The sequence below is a fragment of the Commensalibacter communis genome (genome assembly GCF_947179105.1).
Classification (GTDB): Bacteria; Pseudomonadota; Alphaproteobacteria; order Acetobacterales; family Acetobacteraceae; genus Commensalibacter; species Commensalibacter communis.
Window position 1 is genome coordinate 15,136 of the sequence record NZ_CAMXCK010000010.1, and the last position, 18,116, is coordinate 33,251.

The 18,116-nt window shown below is 34.7% G+C and carries 12 protein-coding genes; 8 read left to right on the forward strand and 4 right to left on the reverse strand.

The window, feature by feature from the left end:
- Positions 1-5 precede the first annotated feature (5 nt).
- From PQG52_RS10925 to PQG52_RS10950, 6 genes are read left to right on the forward strand one after another with little or no spacing between them, the layout of a single operon-like run.
- Positions 6-3,422, forward strand: a complete 3,417-nt coding sequence (locus PQG52_RS10925) for an amino acid adenylation domain-containing protein (protein ID WP_271829518.1) — start codon at positions 6-8, stop codon at positions 3,420-3,422.
- Positions 3,422-8,854 (forward strand): non-ribosomal peptide synthetase, encoded by a 5,433-nt coding sequence (locus PQG52_RS10930; protein ID WP_271829520.1) that lies wholly within the window; start codon positions 3,422-3,424, stop codon positions 8,852-8,854. Before PQG52_RS10925 ends, PQG52_RS10930 begins: the two co-directional genes overlap by 1 nt.
- Positions 8,851-9,966, forward strand: coding sequence for a saccharopine dehydrogenase NADP-binding domain-containing protein (locus PQG52_RS11535; RefSeq protein ID WP_271829521.1), 1,116 nt, complete (start codon positions 8,851-8,853; stop codon positions 9,964-9,966). Before PQG52_RS10930 ends, PQG52_RS11535 begins: the two co-directional genes overlap by 4 nt.
- Complete coding sequence (locus PQG52_RS10940; protein WP_271829522.1) at positions 9,963-10,745, forward strand: thioesterase II family protein; 783 nt, start codon at positions 9,963-9,965, stop codon at positions 10,743-10,745. Before PQG52_RS11535 ends, PQG52_RS10940 begins: the two co-directional genes overlap by 4 nt.
- Positions 10,746-10,762: 17 nt before the next feature.
- Positions 10,763-11,086, forward strand: a complete 324-nt coding sequence (locus PQG52_RS10945) for an isochorismate lyase (RefSeq protein ID WP_271829523.1) — start codon at positions 10,763-10,765, stop codon at positions 11,084-11,086.
- Entirely contained in the window at positions 11,076-12,446 is a 1,371-nt protein-coding gene (locus tag PQG52_RS10950) for an isochorismate synthase (protein WP_271829524.1), read from the forward strand. Before PQG52_RS10945 ends, PQG52_RS10950 begins: the two co-directional genes overlap by 11 nt.
- A 136-nt stretch (positions 12,447-12,582) precedes the next feature.
- Here the strand turns inward: PQG52_RS10950 and PQG52_RS10955 are convergent, their stop codons facing one another.
- The 3 genes from PQG52_RS10955 to PQG52_RS10965 are packed head-to-tail and all read right to left on the reverse strand — an operon-like array spanning position 12,583 to position 13,684.
- Positions 12,583-12,846 (reverse strand): type II toxin-antitoxin system RelE family toxin, encoded by a 264-nt coding sequence (locus tag PQG52_RS10955; RefSeq protein ID WP_271790513.1) that lies wholly within the window; start codon positions 12,844-12,846, stop codon positions 12,583-12,585.
- A gap of 1 nt (position 12,847) precedes the next feature.
- Positions 12,848-13,069, reverse strand: a complete 222-nt coding sequence (locus tag PQG52_RS10960; protein ID WP_271829525.1) for a DUF6290 family protein — start codon at positions 13,067-13,069, stop codon at positions 12,848-12,850.
- Positions 13,070-13,123: 54 nt separating this feature from the next.
- Positions 13,124-13,684, reverse strand: a complete 561-nt coding sequence (locus tag PQG52_RS10965) for a recombinase family protein (protein WP_271829526.1) — start codon at positions 13,682-13,684, stop codon at positions 13,124-13,126.
- 269 nt (positions 13,685-13,953) lie between these two features.
- Between PQG52_RS10965 and PQG52_RS10970 the strand changes: the two genes are divergently transcribed.
- Positions 13,954-15,372: an aminotransferase-like domain-containing protein gene (locus PQG52_RS10970; RefSeq protein WP_271790510.1), complete on the forward strand. Its 1,419-nt coding sequence runs from the start codon at positions 13,954-13,956 to the stop codon at positions 15,370-15,372.
- A 29-nt stretch (positions 15,373-15,401) separates the two neighbouring features.
- Here the strand turns inward: PQG52_RS10970 and PQG52_RS10975 are convergent, their stop codons facing one another.
- Positions 15,402-16,001: a LysE family translocator gene (locus PQG52_RS10975; protein WP_271829527.1), complete on the reverse strand. Its 600-nt coding sequence runs from the start codon at positions 15,999-16,001 to the stop codon at positions 15,402-15,404.
- A gap of 1,280 nt (positions 16,002-17,281) precedes the next feature.
- On the opposite strand from PQG52_RS10975, the gene PQG52_RS10980 reads away from it, so the two are divergent.
- Positions 17,282-18,116: calcium-binding protein (locus PQG52_RS10980; protein WP_271829528.1), on the forward strand; the 835-nt coding region annotated here is incomplete at its 3' end.

Consider the following 18,116-nt stretch of genomic DNA (forward strand, 5'->3'; position numbering starts at 1 on the left):
ATTTGGTGCAGCAAAATAGATTATTAAAAGATCTTCTTATTGAACATGTTGCGAGTTTAATGGAGGTTGATGTCGAGCAAATTATCCCTAATATTTCTTTGATTGAAATCGGGCTTGATTCTATTTCGTTGATGAGAACCTTGGATTTTTTAAGTATGAAAGGGTATGTTTTAAAGTTTGAAGAAGCTATTGCTCGTCCAACAATTGATGATTGGTTACAAAATGCAAAAGCACGACCAGAAAAAAATAAATCTAGATCCATTCCCCATATCCATGATGTTAATGCATCTTTCGAGCTTACTCCAGTACAACAAGCCTATTGGATTGGACGTAGGGAAGATCAACCTCTTGGTGGTGTTAGCTGCCAATTATATTTAGAAATTGATGGAAAGAAAATCGAACCACAAATTCTAAACAAGGCTATTATTGATCTGTTGGCACGTCACCCTATGTTGCGTACGAATTTTGATGAAGATAATTACCAAAAAATCAATAATAAAGCCGTAGATTTTGATCTGACTATTCATGATTTAAGAGGACAAAATAATCAATCTGCTTATTATCAATTAGAACAACTCAGGCATAATCTTTCCCATCGTGTTCTTCCTGTCGAGCAAGATTATCCGATCGATGTTCAACTGACATTAATAACAGAGCACAAATCTCGTCTTCATGTTAATATTGATTTATTAGTTGCAGATGTTTTTAGTCTTACAATTATCCTTAGAGATCTTGCTTTATTTTATCTTCAACGTCAAAATGAGCTGCCCAAACTAACTCTGGATTTTCGTCAATATTTGCTCAAAATCAACCTAGAGCAACAAGAACAACAAGAAGCGGCTCGTCAATATTGGCAAGAACGTTTATTGACATTACCGAGTGGTCCTCAATTACCGCTTGCTTGTGATTATACGTTGATTAAAAATCATCGCTTTACGAGACGGGATTTTCATTTAACCAATGCTGATTTAGCAACATTACAAATAAAAGCTCAAAGTTATGGATTGACCCTAGCAAATATATTTGCCACAGCATTTGGTGAAGTGCTTGCACGTTGGAGCGAAAATACCAAATTTCTTCTAAATATCCCTCTTTTTAACCGCAAAGAAATAGAGCCTTCTGTTTCGCATATGGTTGCTGATTTTACCAATCTCATTTTACTAGAAATGAATTTTGAGCAAAATCTTGCTTTTGTGGAACGTGCTCAAGATGTGCAACATAGATTATATCAAGATATTGCTAATTCTGCTTATTCGGGTGTGAATGTCTTACGAGATATGTTTCGTATTGATCAAGGACATGCTCGAATTGCACCAGTGGTATTTGCATGTAATTTAGGGGATCCTTTTATCAAGCCAGAAGTAGAAGATGCTTTTGGAAAGGCGACATGGATGATTTCACAAACACCCCAGGTATGGATCGATCATCAAACTTATCCAACGAAAGATGGTCTTTTGTTAAACTGGGATGTTGTAGAAGAGTTATTTCCAAAAGGTATGATTGATGCCATGTTTAATGCTTATGAAAAACTCATAAGGGCTTTGATTGTTGATGATTGGAAGCAACTTGTATTTTTACCGATCCCATCTGATCAAAATCAAATACGCCACAAAGTAAATAATACAACGAACCTTTATCCAATAAACAGAATTCATGAAAAATTCTTTTTAAATGCTAGGATTAATCCTGATCATATCGCAATAACAGGCAGTTTTGGGTCTATTTCTTATCGCGATCTTGCAGATCTTTCATTACGAATAGGTGGCGCATTACAAAAAGCAAATATTGGTTCTGGTGATGTGGTGGCGATTGCTTTACCACGTGGAGTAGATCAGATCAGTGCTGTTCTTGGAATATTATCGCTCAATGCAATTTATTTACCGATTTCTTTGGATCAACCTGTAATCAGAGCACGAAAAATATGTGAGCGTGCGAATGTTAAGGCAGTTATCACAATTTCAGAGCGAATGAAGTGGGAGGGATGGTCTGAACATGTTTTTTGTTTAGATATTCATTTAGCAAGGAATGCTTCTCTCCTTGCTAGTATTACAACAGGAAATGTGAATGATTCAGCTTATGTTATCTTTACTTCTGGCTCAACGGGAGAGCCAAAAGGGGTTGAAATAACACATAAGGCGGCATGGAATACGATCTTTGCGATTAATGAAAAATTTAATATTAATGCAAAAGATCGAGCGATTGGATTATCTGCCTTAGAATTTGATTTATCCGTATTTGATATTTTTGGATTATTGTCTGTTGGTGGTGCACTTGTCATCGTAGACGACCAACAACGTAAAGAGCCATCCCTCTGGCTTGATTTAGCCCAACAACATCAAGTTACCGTTTGGAACAGCGTTCCGGCCTTGTTAGAAATGGCGATTTTATCTATGGAGCCTCATAAAAAACTCGAATTTATTCGATTGGTATTGGTTTCTGGTGATTGGGTTCCTCTTGATCTTCCTAAACGCATGAAAGCAATATCTCAACAAGATGTTGTGTTTATAGCGCTTGGGGGCGCAACTGAGGCTGCGATTTGGTCTAATTTTATGGAAATTAAAGAGGTTCCTGATGATTGGCAGTCAATTCCTTATGGGTTTCCATTACCTAATCAAAAATTTCGTATTGTTAACCACAAGCAACAAGATTGTCCAAATTTTGTTCCTGGTGAAATTTGGATTGGAGGGGATGGGCTTTCATGTGGATATAAAGGAGATCTAACGTTAAGTAATGAACGGTTTATATTTGTTAATAATGAACGATGGTATCGAACGGGTGATCGTGGGTGTTATTGGCCAGATGGTACGTTAGAATTTCTTGGTCGCTTAGATCAACAAGTTAAAGTTCGTGGATATCGTATAGAACTTGCAGAAATTGAAATTGCTTTAGAGCGACATCCTTTTGTTGTTCGTGCAATTGCCACGATTATAGGAATGGGTGCCAATCAGAATATAGCAGCCATCGTCACTTTATCTTCGATTATTACGGAAAAAGAAATTTTAAGTTTCGTCAGAAATGAACTTCCTGATTATATGGTTCCTGTAACGATTATAATTCTTGATACATTACCTTTAACCTCGAATGGCAAGATTGATCGAAACAGCATTGTTCCAATTTTAGAACAAGCAATCCATAATAATAAAGAAGTTGAAGAGCTTCCTTGTAGTGATACAGAAATTGAGCTTGTAAAATTATGGCAAGATGTGTTGGGCGATATTAAAATTAACCGACAGGATAGTTTCTTTAGGATCGGAGGAAATAGCCTGCAAGCAGCTCGCCTTACCGCCAAAATCAATCAAAAATATCATATTACATTACCGCTCCGTGTCTTTCTTGCAGAACCTACTGTTGCTGGGGTGGCTAATTTTATTAAAGCAACAATACAAAAGAATGATTTATCGTTAGAAGAAGGCGTTTTGTAATGATTGACAATTTTATCTCAGAATTAAAATTATCAGGTATTGAACTTTGGGAAGATAATGGACAATTACGGTATCGTGCCCCTGCTGGTATGTTGTCTGAAAGTCAACTTGCAAAACTTCGTGAGAAAAAAAAAGATATTTTACAGTATCTTATCAAACAAAATAATACGCTAATTGAAACAGATGTTGCAGGACGTTATGAACCTTTTCCATTAACAGATCTACAATCAGCTTATCTTCTTGGTCGTAATCAAGGGTTCGAACTTGGTGGTGTTGCATGTCATGGATATCTTGAGTTCGAATTTCAAACGCTTAATGTTGAGAAACTTGAATCTGCTTGGCATGACTTAATTTATACTCATGATATGTTAAGAGCGATTATTCATAGTAATGGTAGTCAAAGTATCTTACCAAAAGTGCCTCCTTATAAAATTGAAGTTGTCGACGTTCGTGGGAAGACAAGGGGAGTCGAGGTTGAGGCTGTTGAAAAGTTCAGGTTATTATTATCCCATCGAAATGCGTCCCCGGATCAGTGGCCATTAATAGAGTTAAAAGTAACATTAGGGGATACGCATGCATTTCTTCATGCTTCAATCAATCTTCTTGTCTGTGATTTCCAAAGTGCTCGCTTATTGTTACAAGAGTTAAGTCGTAAATATTTTGAACAATCAACCTCGCCGGCACCTCAAATATCTTTTAGAGACTATGTCTTAGCACAACGTCGTATGACGGAAAGTCAAAAATATCGTAATGATAAACAATATTGGTTTAATCAACTGGATGATTTTCCAATGCCCCCAACATTACTTTTGACTGGTAATGTTATTGGTTCAACTTTTTCAAGAAAAACATTTATATTAAATCAATCAGAAGTCAATGTTTTGAGCCAGCTGGCAGCCAATTATGGTGTTGGTCTATCGTCTACGATCTTAACCATTTATGCTGAAATCATCGGGCGTTGGTCAGCACAAACGCATTTCGGCCTCAGCCTTACGACAATGCAACGTAAGATGATTCATCCTGATATCGACAAAGTCATTGGTGATTTTAGTTCAGTTGAATTGCTTAATGTTCATTTAATATCAGATTGTTCGTTTGCTGAACAAGTTGCATTGCTTCAAGAGCAATTATGGTCTGATCTCGATCATGCCGATTTTTCTGGAATTGAAGTATTACGAGAACTTGCTCGTCGTCGTGGCAGGGAGGCTTCTCTTTATCCTATTGCATTTACCAGTTCACTTTCAACAGGATCTGATACTTTAACCAGCCTGTTTCCGGGCGCCAGACTGGCGTATGGTATTACACAAACGCCACAAATTATAATTGATTGCCAAGTGGGTCCTAGCGAAGATGGATTAGTTATTAATTGGGATATACGTGATGGTGTAATTGCCGATTATATTGTTTCGGATATGTTTCACACTTTTAAGAAATTTGTACGTAACATTGCTTCTGATGAACAATATTGGAACAAACCAATTAATATTGAAATTCCTGATGAGCAATCACAACGTCGATCAAAAGTTAATTCTATTTTAAGACCATTATCAAATCATTTATTACATCAAGATTTCTTTGAACGGGCCAAAGAATATCCAGAAAAAATTGCTCTTGTTGATGCATATAATCAGCTTACGTATAAACAATTAGCGTTAAAAATAGATAGGCTAGCTGCTAAGTTAATGGAAACAGGAATGCAACCAGGAGAATTGGTTGCTGTTATTATTGACAAGAATATTGCACAGATTATCGCCGTTTTTGCGGTTCTTAGAGCTGGTGGTGTGTATCTGCCTATTAATATTAGTCAACCCCCAGCAAGGCGTAATGCGATTATACAATCAGCAAAAGTTTCTCGTGTTTTAGTAGCTGATGATCGACTTGTACAAGAATTACATGGTGTTACAAACCATATTAAAAATGTTACTGATATTCTTCTGGATGAAAAATCTCAGCAATTTTCTATTCCTGAACGAAAACCAAGTGATCTTGCTTATATTATTTTTACCTCTGGCTCAACGGGATTGCCAAAAGGGGTTATGATTACACATGAGGCGGCAAAAAATACGATTGACGACATTAATGAACGTTTTGATGTAGGGCATCAAGATCGTATTTTAGGTTTAGCGAGCTTTGATTTTGATTTATCAGTTTATGACATTTTTGGTGTTTTAGGAGTTGGTGGAACATTAATTTTACCAGAAGCGTCTCGACGCAGCAATCCAGCATATTTGGCAAATTTAGTTGAAAAATGGCAAATTACCCTGTGGAATTCCGTTCCCGCTTTACTTGACATTTTAACGGGATATCTACAAGGGGCTTCTACGAATATAGCTTTGTCATCTTTACGTGTTGCCTTGCTTTCAGGGGATTGGATTCCGATATCTTTGCCTGAACGTATTCGTTCTTTTATTCCTGATTTGAGAATAATCAGCTTAGGCGGTGCAACTGAGGCTGGGATTTGGTCAATTTACTATTCAATTAAAGATGTACCGGAAAATTGGAAGAGTATTCCTTATGGTAAACCGCTCTCTAATCAATCTTTTGATATTTTAGATGCAAGTTTTCGCTCATGTCCGGATTATGTGGTCGGTGAAATTTATATAGGAGGCAAAGGGCTGGCTTTGGGTTATCTAAATGACCCTGAAAAAACAGCAGAGCGTTTTATCTATCATCCTGTCACAAAAGAGCGTCTATATCGTACTGGCGATTTTGGACGTTATCTTTCTGATGGAAATATCGAATTTCTTGGAAGGCAAGATCTTCAAGTAAAAATTCGTGGGCATCGTATTGAGATTTCTGAAATTGAAGCAGCTTTAGAAAAACATCCAGATATTGGCGGCGCAGCTGTTGTTGTATTAGGAGAAAGTAATCATGATCGACGCTTAGTTGGATTTATCAAAAGTAAGGTTGTTGAGACAAAGGATCAATCTATTTCTCAAATCAAACCTGCGACTCAAAATATTATTCAAAATCTTACGATAAATATGGATCTTGCAAAAGTTAAAGAGTTGGCTGTAACGTTGGAGAAAGTTTCTCTTTATTCTATGGCAAGAATGATTTGCCGTGGTAATTCAATCAAAAAACTTGGTAAATTTGAGGATATAATCCAAAATTGTCAGGTATCAGAACGCAATATCTTTCTCTTGCAGCGTTGGCTTAATGTGTTGGTAAAAGAGGGATTATTTGGACTTGATGATTCTGGTCATTATTATTGTCAAGACCATGTTGACCATCATTCCGTCGATTTATTGTGGTTCAGAATTAAAGAATTAAACCAAGAAATTAAATGGGGGGATGATGTTCTTAATTATATAGAACTCAGTCATAACAACCTTGATGGGTTAATGAGAGATGAAATAGATCCTCTTCATCTTTTATTTCCAGAGGGAAAAACCGAAGTTGCGGATGGTGCGTATCGTAATAATCTTGTAAGTCAGATCATGAATGGTGCGGTTTGCGCTTTGGTTGATCAGATTATTTCCCTTAATGATGGACCGACAAGATTATTAGAAGTAGGTGCAGGCGTTGGTGGAACAAGTATGGATCTGATCCCGACGCTTAATAATCGTAATGTTGAATATCTTTTTACAGATGTATCTCAGTATTTTTTAAACGAAGCTGAAAAAAAACTGAATCAATTCCCATGGGTCAAATATGGATTATTTGACATTAATACCGATCATGTCCCCCAAGGAATTGAGCCGAATTCTTGTCATATTATTTTATGTGCTAATGTTCTTCATAATTCACAGCACGCACTCAATGTGCTAAAGCGCTTGCGTGAAATATTGGTTCCAGGTGGATGGTTAATTTTTATAGAAGCGACCAAAGATAACTATCAAATTATGACTTCTATGGAGTTCAAAGAAGGGCTCACTGGATTTACAGATTGTCGTGTCGAGCATCAAACAACATTCTTAACAACTGAACAATGGGAGCATTACTTAAAAGAAGCTGGTGCAACTGAATTTGTTAGAATACCTGCTGGGCATGATGTTTTGCCAGATTTAGGTCAGCATGTATTTGCAGCCCGTTTTAAATCAGATCGGAAATCTATTTCTCTTGCAGAAGTTAAACAACATGCAAAAACATATCTACCTGATTACATGATTCCTTCAGATATTCATATTCTTGATGAGATGCCTTTGACTACGAATGCTAAGATAGATCGTGCAGCTCTTGCAAAATTAGCTGTAAACCAACATCAACAGCATAAAACTGTGGGTGAGAAACCTAAGAGTGAGCTTGAAAAACAAATTGCAGGAATCTGGTCTTCACTACTGAAAGTTAATGATATTGGCACCGATCAAAGTTTTTTTGAGTTGGGTGGTGATTCTTTATTAATTGCACAAGTCATTGCACGTCTTAGAGATAAAATACCCGCAGCCAGTAAAGTAGAATGGGACATTTTGTTAAGACAACTTCTTAATGAACCTACAATCAGTGCTTTGGCTGCGTTATTAGAGAAAAACCAACAAAACATAGAGGATAATAATCAAATTCAATTCATTGAGTTGAAACGAGGATCTAAAAAGCCAATCTTATTGTTTGTGCATGATGGCAGCGGAACATTGGCTCCTTATTTAAATCTTCTTGAGAAGATTAAAGGTGATCAATCTGTGATTGGTTTAGCATTAACAACACCAGATGCACTTTTGATGAAAGAGCCACAAACAGCCATTTCTACATTAGCAGATGAATTTGTTGAGTTACTTGAAAAAAATATTCAAAAGGGCGAAACGCTTCACATTATAGGATATTGTTTAGGTGGATTACTGGCAACAGAAATAGCAAGGCGTTTACCAGCAATTGGCATTCATATAGAGCAGCTTAGCATTATTAGCAGCTATCGCGTGCCATTTATTATAGAAGATGATCTGCTAGCAGAATATGTGTTCGCTAGGGTTATGAAAGCAAATTTATTCGAAATTGGTTACCCCCAAGACGAGCTTGGTATGCAAATGCTTATTCAATCTATTCTTGATAAAAATCCACAAAAAATTCCAGAAAATGCTCTGCTACAAGCAGCACAACTTAGTAGTGGTGAGATAAAAAAATCTATCCTTGCATTAGCTCAAAAATCTCAACAAGAACGCCTTGAAGCAATCCAAAATAATATGCGTCATTCAGGAACAGAATTCAGCGATATTCAGCGTATTACTAGTCAATATAAGCTTATTAAAGGCAGTTTGGCTGCAGTTGCAAGCCATCATACTGAGCCTTATGATGGTAAAATGATCTTTGTTCGTCAAACAGGTGAAATACAATTTTTACCCAAAATGAATGATGAAATGTCTAATTATTGGACTGCCGTTTGTTCAAACGGGTTAAATATCATCGACGTTCCTGGAGATCATTTCAGTTGTATGTCTTCCTTATATGTTGCTTCTATTGCTCAAGCACTTGGCTTACAAATTAAGGAAAAGAAATGATGACGAAGAATATACCGTCTATTGGTATTGTCGGTGCAACAGGTTTTATCGGTCGAGAATTAGTGGCTAATCTATTCAATTACAGCCGTTTGAATCTTGCGGTGCGTGATAAGAAAAAAGCAGAAATATTATTTCAAGATAATATCAATATGATTGAAATTACAGAAGTCGATATTACCAAGAAAGAAGATATTGTTCGTTTTTGTGAGAATTGCCACATTATTATTAATTGTATCGGACCAAGTTATCGTATTTTGGATCAAATTGCCTCGGTAGCACTGGAGGTTGGTACCCATTATATCGATCCAAGTGGAGATGAAACGCTTTATAATCTTCTTGTAAGCCATGAAAATCAAAATACTTCCGCTATTCTAGCAGCAGGAATGTTACCTGGGCTTTCTGGTTTACTGCCTCGGGATTTAGCAGAGAATTTTGATGAGATTGACCAAATTGTTGGATATTCTGGAGGAATAGATTATTTTTCTCCTGCTGGTGCTGAAGAATTTATCGTTAGTCTTTCTAATGGGTTTGGTCGTGGAGGGGCATGTATTCGAGCAGGAGGCATTAAATCAAGTCCATATTCTCCATTTGTATCCCGAGAGCTTTCTGGTGTTCTTCCTTTTGATGCTTATCCTTTTATAAGCAATGAATTTGTTCATATATGTAAAGATCTAAGTATCAAACATGGTGACTGGTTTAATATTTTCTTTGATAAACATGTTATCGATTATATTTCAGTCATTGCAATGAGTAATAATAAAACAGAACTTGTTCCAAATGAATTTGTTGAAGGATTAATCAAAGCAAATGCCTTGGATACTGTTGGTCGAACGCCTTTTCAGTTACTGGCCATTGAAATTCAAGGGAAACGATGCGGTCAATCTTGTATAATGAGCAGTATTATTCACGCTGGCTCAGGTGCAAAGTTAAGCGCATCTGTGTCTGCCAGTGCTGCATTAGCAATTTGTAAAGATGATATTCCCATAGGAACATACTACGCTGCAAATATTCTTTCCCCGCAGACAACCATTAAAGATATTCAACAATGGATACCCGATTTTAAACACATAACTTTTAATAAAAGTACAGTTGAAGAGGAAGGAGTTTTATGAATTTCTATACAAAAACCATTCATTCTGATTGGCTCCGACCTATCACTAATCATAGTTCTTCTGAATTGCAATTAATTTGTTTCCCTCATGCTGGGGGGAGCATTGGGGCTTTTCGTGCTTGGGCACAATTTATTCCTTCTTTTATTGATTTGATTGGCGTTCAATATCCAGGGCGTGAAGATCGCATTTATGATAAACCTATTTCAGACATAAAAAATCTTGCTTCAGAAATATCAACTACTATTCAAAAGCAAGATTACAATCACATAGCTCTATTTGGACATAGCATGGGTGCGACAATTGCGTATGAAGTTGCTTGTATGCTCCAAAAAAATGACGTGTTTATTGAGCATTTATTCATTTCTGGACAAACAGCACCAACAAAAACTCGTAAAACCATGTTCCATTGTTCAACGGATGAAGCATTAATGCGAGAAGTTATACGTGTTTCGGAAACCTCCGGAGAAGTCTTTGACAATCAAGAATTACGAGAAATAATTTTATCAATTATTCGAAATGACTATAAAGCCATTGAAACATATTCAACTGAAACACCAACACTTTTATCAATGCCTATCACTATTTTGGTTGGAGATAATGATACAGAAGCAACCTATCAAGAAGCTCTCGATTGGTCTTCTTATACAAAGCATAAGCTTGATATATATTCTTTCAAAGGCAAGCATTTTTTTATTAATACTCATTTTAAAAAAATAATCGAACTTATCACGAGTAAGCTTAGTCTATTTGACCATTCCTATGGCAATAGTTTCCCATAAATATAAGGATTAGTAAAATGAAAGCCCCTAATCAATGTAAAAATCTTGAAGATGTGCGCGTTGGAATTGACACCATTGATAAAGAAATTATTACTTTGCTCTCTCGTAGACTGGGTTATGTGCTTACTGCGGCAAATTATAAGAAAACAGAGGCAGATATACCAGCACCAGAGCGTGTTAAAGTCATGTTAAAAGATCGTCGGTCTTGGGCTCAAGAAGCAAAAATATCCAGCGAATTCATAACAGAATTATTCGAACATATTATTCAATGGTATATCAATACACAAATATTACATTGGCGAGAACTCGATAAGACGAAGGAGAGAAAAAATGGATTTTGATCTTATTCATAAATCTTTGGTCTTAGCGCAAGAAAAAGCTAAGCAATTGAACCGTCATGTTCTTTCTGTCACAAGGTTATCTATAGATCCTCCAAATATTCTTGATTTGCTAGAAAAAAACAAAGAACGTTCAGACATTAATTTATGGTTAGGGAATAGTGGGTATTCACTGATTGGGTTTGGTATCGCCCACGAGTTAATAGCCAAAGGAATTAATCGTTTTTCATTAATTTCCGATGCATGGAAAGCGTTAATATCAGATGCCATTACCACAGGAAATGGTCGACCAATAGCCATTGGAGGTTTTCGTTTTGATACACATCAATGTCATTCTGAATTATGGAAAGATTTTCCTGATGCAGTATTAACCATTCCTTCTATATTGATTTATTCCCATTCAATAAAAATGAATGACTTAATTATATCTGACCTCGTTAACCCACAATCAAATATTGAAAATCGTCTAATAGAATTAAGAAAATTCTGGACACAAATTAACTCAAAAAAGTCATCTACACCATTGCAATCAATAGTAAAATGTAATTTACAAGTTGAAACGAACATAAAAGAAAATTGGTCTAATCTAGTTCGTCAAGCCTTAGATGATATTCGTCAACAAAAATTAATAAAAGTTGTCATTGCTCGTTCTATTCATCTGAAAACAGATCAACCAATTTCATTGAGCATAGTTATTAATAAACTTCGTTCAAATAATCCAAAAGCTTGTATATTTGCTTTTGGTCGACATCATTCTTATTTTGTAGGAGCCACGCCAGAAATCTTATTTTCTGCAAAATCTGGATATTTTCAAACAATGGCGTTGGCTGGAACTGCACCCAGAGGAAATACCCCTGAAGAAGATTCTGTGTTGGGATCGAAATTGTTGCGTAGTATAAAGGATGTTACCGAGCATGCGCTTGTTGTCAATACAATCAAAGATACATTAACATCTCTATGCTCCGATATTCATATGGATGATAATCCGTCACTGCATAAATTACCTAATGTTCAACATTTAATTACAAATTTTAAAGGTCAGATCAAAAGCAATAAAAATATTTTAGATATTATCAGTCAACTTCATCCAACCCCAGCAGTAGGTGGAATACCTTCTAAAACAGCAATGAGTTTTTTAAGAGATCATGAAAAGATAGATCGAGGATGGTATGCTGGCCCTGTTGGTTGGATTGATTCAGATGGAAACGGGGAATTTATGGTTGCTTTACGCTCAGGATTATTTAAAGATAAGCAGGCAACGCTATTTGCTGGATGTGGTATTGTGGCTGGTTCTGAATGTGAAAGTGAGTTTCAAGAAACGCACCTTAAATTCACAACAATGATTAACGCAATTAAAAACTAAGAATTACAAAAATTATTTAGTAATTTTTTTACGTTAATCATACTATTTCCATGTAATGTACCAACAACTTAACAGCCATTCCAAAAAGATAGTCAGTGCGTATATCAATGAATTGCCAAATATTTCTCACTATCCATTATTTATAGATATTTTTACGATGACCAACAGCAACGCATATTAAAATCAATATTTCGTCTTGTATTTCACAAATAAGACGATAATCTCCAATACGATATCTCCAATAACCTTTTAAGTTACCAGTGAGTGCTTTACCTTTTTCTTTTGGATTATCAGAACCATCAAGGTTTTTCTTAATCCACGCCAATATTAAACGTGCTTGTTGCTTATCAAAAGATTTTAAATCTTTATAAAAGCCTTTTTCATAAACAATCTTAAACACATTAAACACCAAATTCTTGATATAAATCTTCTATATCAAAATGGGGCTCATTAGATTTACGTCGTTTATCTGCCATCTCTGCAAGATTATAATCAAACTCATTTTCTACCATTTCATTTACAGCAGATAAAACAAGACTAGATAGAGAAATGTTCTTTAATTTTGCTATTTCTTGTAGTTCAGATTTAATATTATCGTCTATTCTAATATTTAACATCGACATGATAGTTCTCCTTATATATTACATATGTAATACAATCATAAAAAGAAAACAAGACTATAATGTTAAGTGTTTGTATTCTTTCATTACTCTTTGGACCGTTGAGAGGCTAATATTTAAAGCTTTAGCAGTTTTTCGGTAACTAGCCCCTTCTTTATTCATAGCCTCTACGATGGCTTCGCTATTAATTGTTTTCCTTCGACCTTTATATTTCCCTGCTTGTTTGGCTTTGGCGATGCCTTCTCTTTGTCGTTCCCGAATTAAACTTCTTTCGAATTCAGCAAAACTCCCTAATAATTGGAACATCAGCTTTTTAATAGGATCTTGATCATCTTTAAAGATTAAATTTTCTTTATGAAAATGAATGGTAATTCCTTTAGCATTTAGATTATCCACCAATTCATTTAAGTCTTTAAGGTTTCTTGCTAGTCGATCGATAGAATGAACATGGATAATATCGTCTTCTCTGACATATTCTAACATAGCTTGTAACTGCGGTCTTTGCGTATCAACACCACTAGTTTTATCGATAAAGATTTTATCAAGCTTTACATCATCAAGCTGTCTTACTGTATTTTGATATTCGGAGCTTACTCTAATATATCCAATATCACTCATAATATTCTCTATTGTATTCTTTTAAGTTTAAGATGTTTACCTATTAACATGTATTCTTAAATTAATCAATTTAAAAGAATACATATTTTAATGGCTTTTGTATTTATACGAAGGTATTCTTTTAAGTGTATTTAAAAACGAACAATGATTGTTAAATTATCAAAAATATTTACTTTAAAATTTGCGACAGAATTATAATAATATATAATTATCCCATATAAATATATTATACTCATAATTATCAAATTTTGAAAAAGAGTGAACCAGATTTGAGTAAAAAAACGTTCAAATGGAAAAAAATATATAGCCACTTAGTGAAGAGACGGAATTCAATTCATATAGAGGATGGAAGGCAAGAAAGATTACCATCCATACATGATATGATCATGAAATTCGGTTGTAGTAAAACAACTGTATTAAGAGCAATTGAACAATTAGAAAGAGATGGATTGGTATATTCAAAACAGCGCATTGGTTATTTTTTTACACTTAAAAATAACCAGTGCATAATATTGAGAAAACCAAATATTTCGACATCAAGAAGTGATCAAATTAACGAATTGCTTTATTACAACCCTAAAAATGGTATGTATAATTATTCAAATGCAGTTCTGGATAAATCCCTTGCGCCACACAGCTATATACAGAAATGCCTAAGAGCTATAATTACAGGCTCCTCATCTTTTGAAGAAGAATTCATACCCAGCCCAGGTCTGCCATCTTTGCGAAACCGTTTGAGCTTTTTAATGGTAAATCGAGGTATACATTGTCATGCCGACGACATTCTCATTACCTCTGGTGACACTCAAAGTTTGGGTACTATCCTTAAAAACGTAATTAATCAAAATTCAAAAATTTTGCTGGTCGTTCCCTGTTATTATGGCATTATTCAATTTATTGAATCGAATAAATTACCTGCTGTTACTATCCCCCTATCCGATACAGGCGATGAAATAGATATTTTAAACTTAGAGAAAATTCTTAAAACGGAAAATATTGGTTTATTTTATATAAACCCAACAATCCACAATCCAACTGGTCGAACTTTAACTACCCACACCAGAAACTCGATTTATAAATTGATGAAAACTTATCAGATACCAATTCTCGAGGATGATATCTTTTATGATCTTATGGTTGGACCAGATCGCCCAAAACCATTTAAGTCAATAGATGATGATAATATAGTTATATATTTTTCGTCTTTTTCAAAGACTTTATCTCCAGGTTTTCGTGTGGGATGGTGTCTGCCAGGTAAATTTAGAAAAGAGATATTCGGCGCAGAGCTATTAAATAACAGTACAGTTAGTAGCATCACACAAAAAATATTAGATGAATATCTTAAGCGAGGCTATTATACGCCACACATAGTATATCTTCAAAGTGTATTTAAGAAGAATAACCAATTCATGAAAGACCTTATAGCCATGAGGTCAGAAAATATCCTTAGTTATACACCACCTACAGCTGGATTCATTCATTGGATAAAACTAAATAAAGAATTTAACATGGAGACCTACAGAAAATATTGTCTTAGCAATAAAACATTTGTGCCAAGTGGAAACATCTTCTTTTTAGATAAAACTAATACTAATTTTGTTAGATTGTGCACTGGTCTTAAAATGAACAAAAAAGATATCACCAACTTAACCTTTTTAATTAACAGTCTGAAAAATCATCTTAGTTAGCTATAGTATAAACATCTCTAGTCTCTAAGTTAAATCATTGTAATAGCCGTCCATGCAATTGAGAGGGCGAAAACACTGTTTATAACTCTTTGAGCTGTGTTGGATTGAAAGCGGCTTAAAAAAAAATGTCCGCCAGCGATCCAAATACCATGCCCAATAATTGAAATAATCAAAAAACCTAGAGTAAGTTGAGAAAGTTGTAAAAATGAATTTAAAGCACCAAATTGCGAAAATAATGCTAAAAGCATGGTGTGTATTTTGGGATTAAGGAAAACTGACAAAAAACCATCAACAAATCCTAATGCAGGTGTTGTGTTTTTCTCTATATATTTCGAGGGATGAATTGCTGATCTTGCAAAAGTCCAAGTTAAATAGAACAAAAAAGCAATACCAGCCCACTTCAATCCTATTTCAATAGAGTGGAAACGATGAATTAACTCACCAAGACCAAAAGCATATACCGAACACAAGAAAATATCACCAAGCTCAAATCCTATCCAAAACCGCATCGTGCCAGCGAATTTATATTGACTACCCATTGCTGCAAACGTTGTATTGCCTGGACCAGGACTAAAAACCAAAGGCACTATAAAGGTTAAAAATTGTAACCAAACAAAAAAATGAATCATAAATTTACAGTTTCTAAAAGTTAAATTATTCTGCTGATAAAGTAATAACTAGATTATCGGATGATGATTGAATTAAAACGGCATCTGGATCTATTAGATCTTTTTGCTCAAGATAAAATATAATATGCAACACGGTTTTCATTTTAATCGAGCCGATAAGATCGAATCTTTCAAGTTTCAACTGCATAGTTCCATCAAATAATTTTGAAATCTTTGTATATATGTCAGAATTAAAATAATCTGGACATTCCACCCTTCCAATAATTCAGCCTAATAAATTATCAAGAAATTCACGAAAATTTAAAATGCACAGGTGTAAAAAAAAAGGGGGTACAGATAACATTACAATGCTTAATATTAATAAACAGATATTAAGTATTGGCGAATTTTTGCTTAGAACTGGCTTTTTATTGAGGTGCACTTGGCCTAATATGGCTTATATCTTGGTTGAGCATAAAACTAATAAAAGAAAACCCCTTTCATCAATATAATTTATAATATACCGTTGAATATATTGTTGATTACATCCTTTTAAGAAGTAACTTCAACTAGGTTATTTGAGGTATTTCCAATATGTAAATTACGATTATTAATAGATGTTATTTGCTTGAGATAATGTCTAAGTTGATTGAAGAATATATCTTTATATTCATCCGAAATATAAATACATAAATGAACATGATTACTTTTTTATTAGCTTATCAAGAGTATATATAAGTCTAAATGTTGCTGTTAAATATAATAATGCCTATTCGCTGTCATTAGCGGACAAAGCTATCAATTTTTACCTCCATACCGTGACTGGCTCGCTTGTTATGATAGGATAATAATATCCTCTAATCATCTAAACACCTTAATCAACTATCTCGTAAGGCATTTGAATGATTACAATATAAGTGTCGTATTAATAAATTAAGTGATTGTTTTTGGCTGCAATATCAGCTATGTGGCTTCAACGAAGAAATATGTAACAAACCTTTACCAACTAAACATTTTTTGATGTTTATCTTTTTACTATCACTACAATTAGTCATGTAGTTTTTTAAAACGAAGGCGATTAACGGAACGTTTTTAGTAAATATATTTGTATAAAAATCTATGTAAATATTAATATTTGATTAACAAAGTTAATAAAACTTAAGATTTATGTTGGTTTTAAACAACACAATGGCTCAAGAGTATAATTTTGTTCTACAGGCCCATTTAATATGTTTCATTTTAAAAATTATAATGTTCATATAATAATATCGATTTGTTATTAATTTTTAAGGAAACAATTTATGAGTTCAAATATAGAAATAATCGGTACTCCTGAAAATGATTATCTATCTGGAGGAGATGGATCCAATACCTACGTTCTTTCCAAGGGTGCTGGTCACGATACCATATACAATCATGTAACTAATCCTGAAGATAAAGACATTATTCAATTCACAGATGTATCAAGCAAAGATGTTACTGGTGCATCTATTGAAGGAAACGACCTTATCATTCAATATGGTGAAAATGACAGCGTAAGATTACAATATTATTTCGACCCAAGTAATAGTTTCCGTGTGCAAGAATATCAATTTACCGATCAAACGCTAAATAACGACCAACTGATGGCTCTCCTACCCATCGATGTAAAAACTGACAACAACACTTACCAATTTGGTAATGGTGGAAATCAAATCAATGGTAATGCATTTAATAATAGCTACTACAGTGGTAATGGAAATGACGTCGTGCAAACTGGTGATGGTAATAATTATGTAGATGCTCAAGATGGAGACGATCAAATTATTGGCGGTATTGGTAATGACACCATCTATGGTGGTGCTGGAAATGATGTCATCAATGGCGGTGCTGGAAATGATAGTCTCTATGGGGGTGCTGGAAACGATACCATCTATGGTGGTTCCGGAAATGATATACTAGATGGAGGCTTAGGTAATGACAGTCTCTATGGGGGCGTTGGGAATAATATATTAATTGGTGGCACTGGTGATGATTATATGGCCGGCGATGAAGGATCCAATACCTACGTTCTTTCCAAAGGTGATGGTCACGATACCATTTATAACCATGTAACTAACCCCGCAGATAAATCTGTTGTTCAATTTACAGATATAT

What these genes read in the sequence shown, in the direction of transcription:
- PQG52_RS10930 (WP_271829520.1), top strand. Translation starts at nt 3,422, where the DNA reads ATGATTGACAATTTTATCTCAGAATTAAAATTATCAGGTATTGAACTT.
- PQG52_RS10940 (WP_271829522.1), top strand. Translation starts at nt 9,963, where the DNA reads ATGAATTTCTATACAAAAACCATTCATTCTGATTGGCTCCGACCTATC.
- PQG52_RS10945 (WP_271829523.1), top strand. Translation starts at nt 10,763, where the DNA reads ATGAAAGCCCCTAATCAATGTAAAAATCTTGAAGATGTGCGCGTTGGA.
- PQG52_RS11535 (WP_271829521.1), top strand. Translation starts at nt 8,851, where the DNA reads ATGATGACGAAGAATATACCGTCTATTGGTATTGTCGGTGCAACAGGT.
- PQG52_RS10975 (WP_271829527.1), bottom strand. Translation starts at nt 16,001, where the DNA reads ATGATTCATTTTTTTGTTTGGTTACAATTTTTAACCTTTATAGTGCCT.
- PQG52_RS10950 (WP_271829524.1), top strand. Translation starts at nt 11,076, where the DNA reads ATGGATTTTGATCTTATTCATAAATCTTTGGTCTTAGCGCAAGAAAAA.
- PQG52_RS10965 (WP_271829526.1), bottom strand. Translation starts at nt 13,684, where the DNA reads ATGAGTGATATTGGATATATTAGAGTAAGCTCCGAATATCAAAATACA.
- PQG52_RS10960 (WP_271829525.1), bottom strand. Translation starts at nt 13,069, where the DNA reads ATGTCGATGTTAAATATTAGAATAGACGATAATATTAAATCTGAACTA.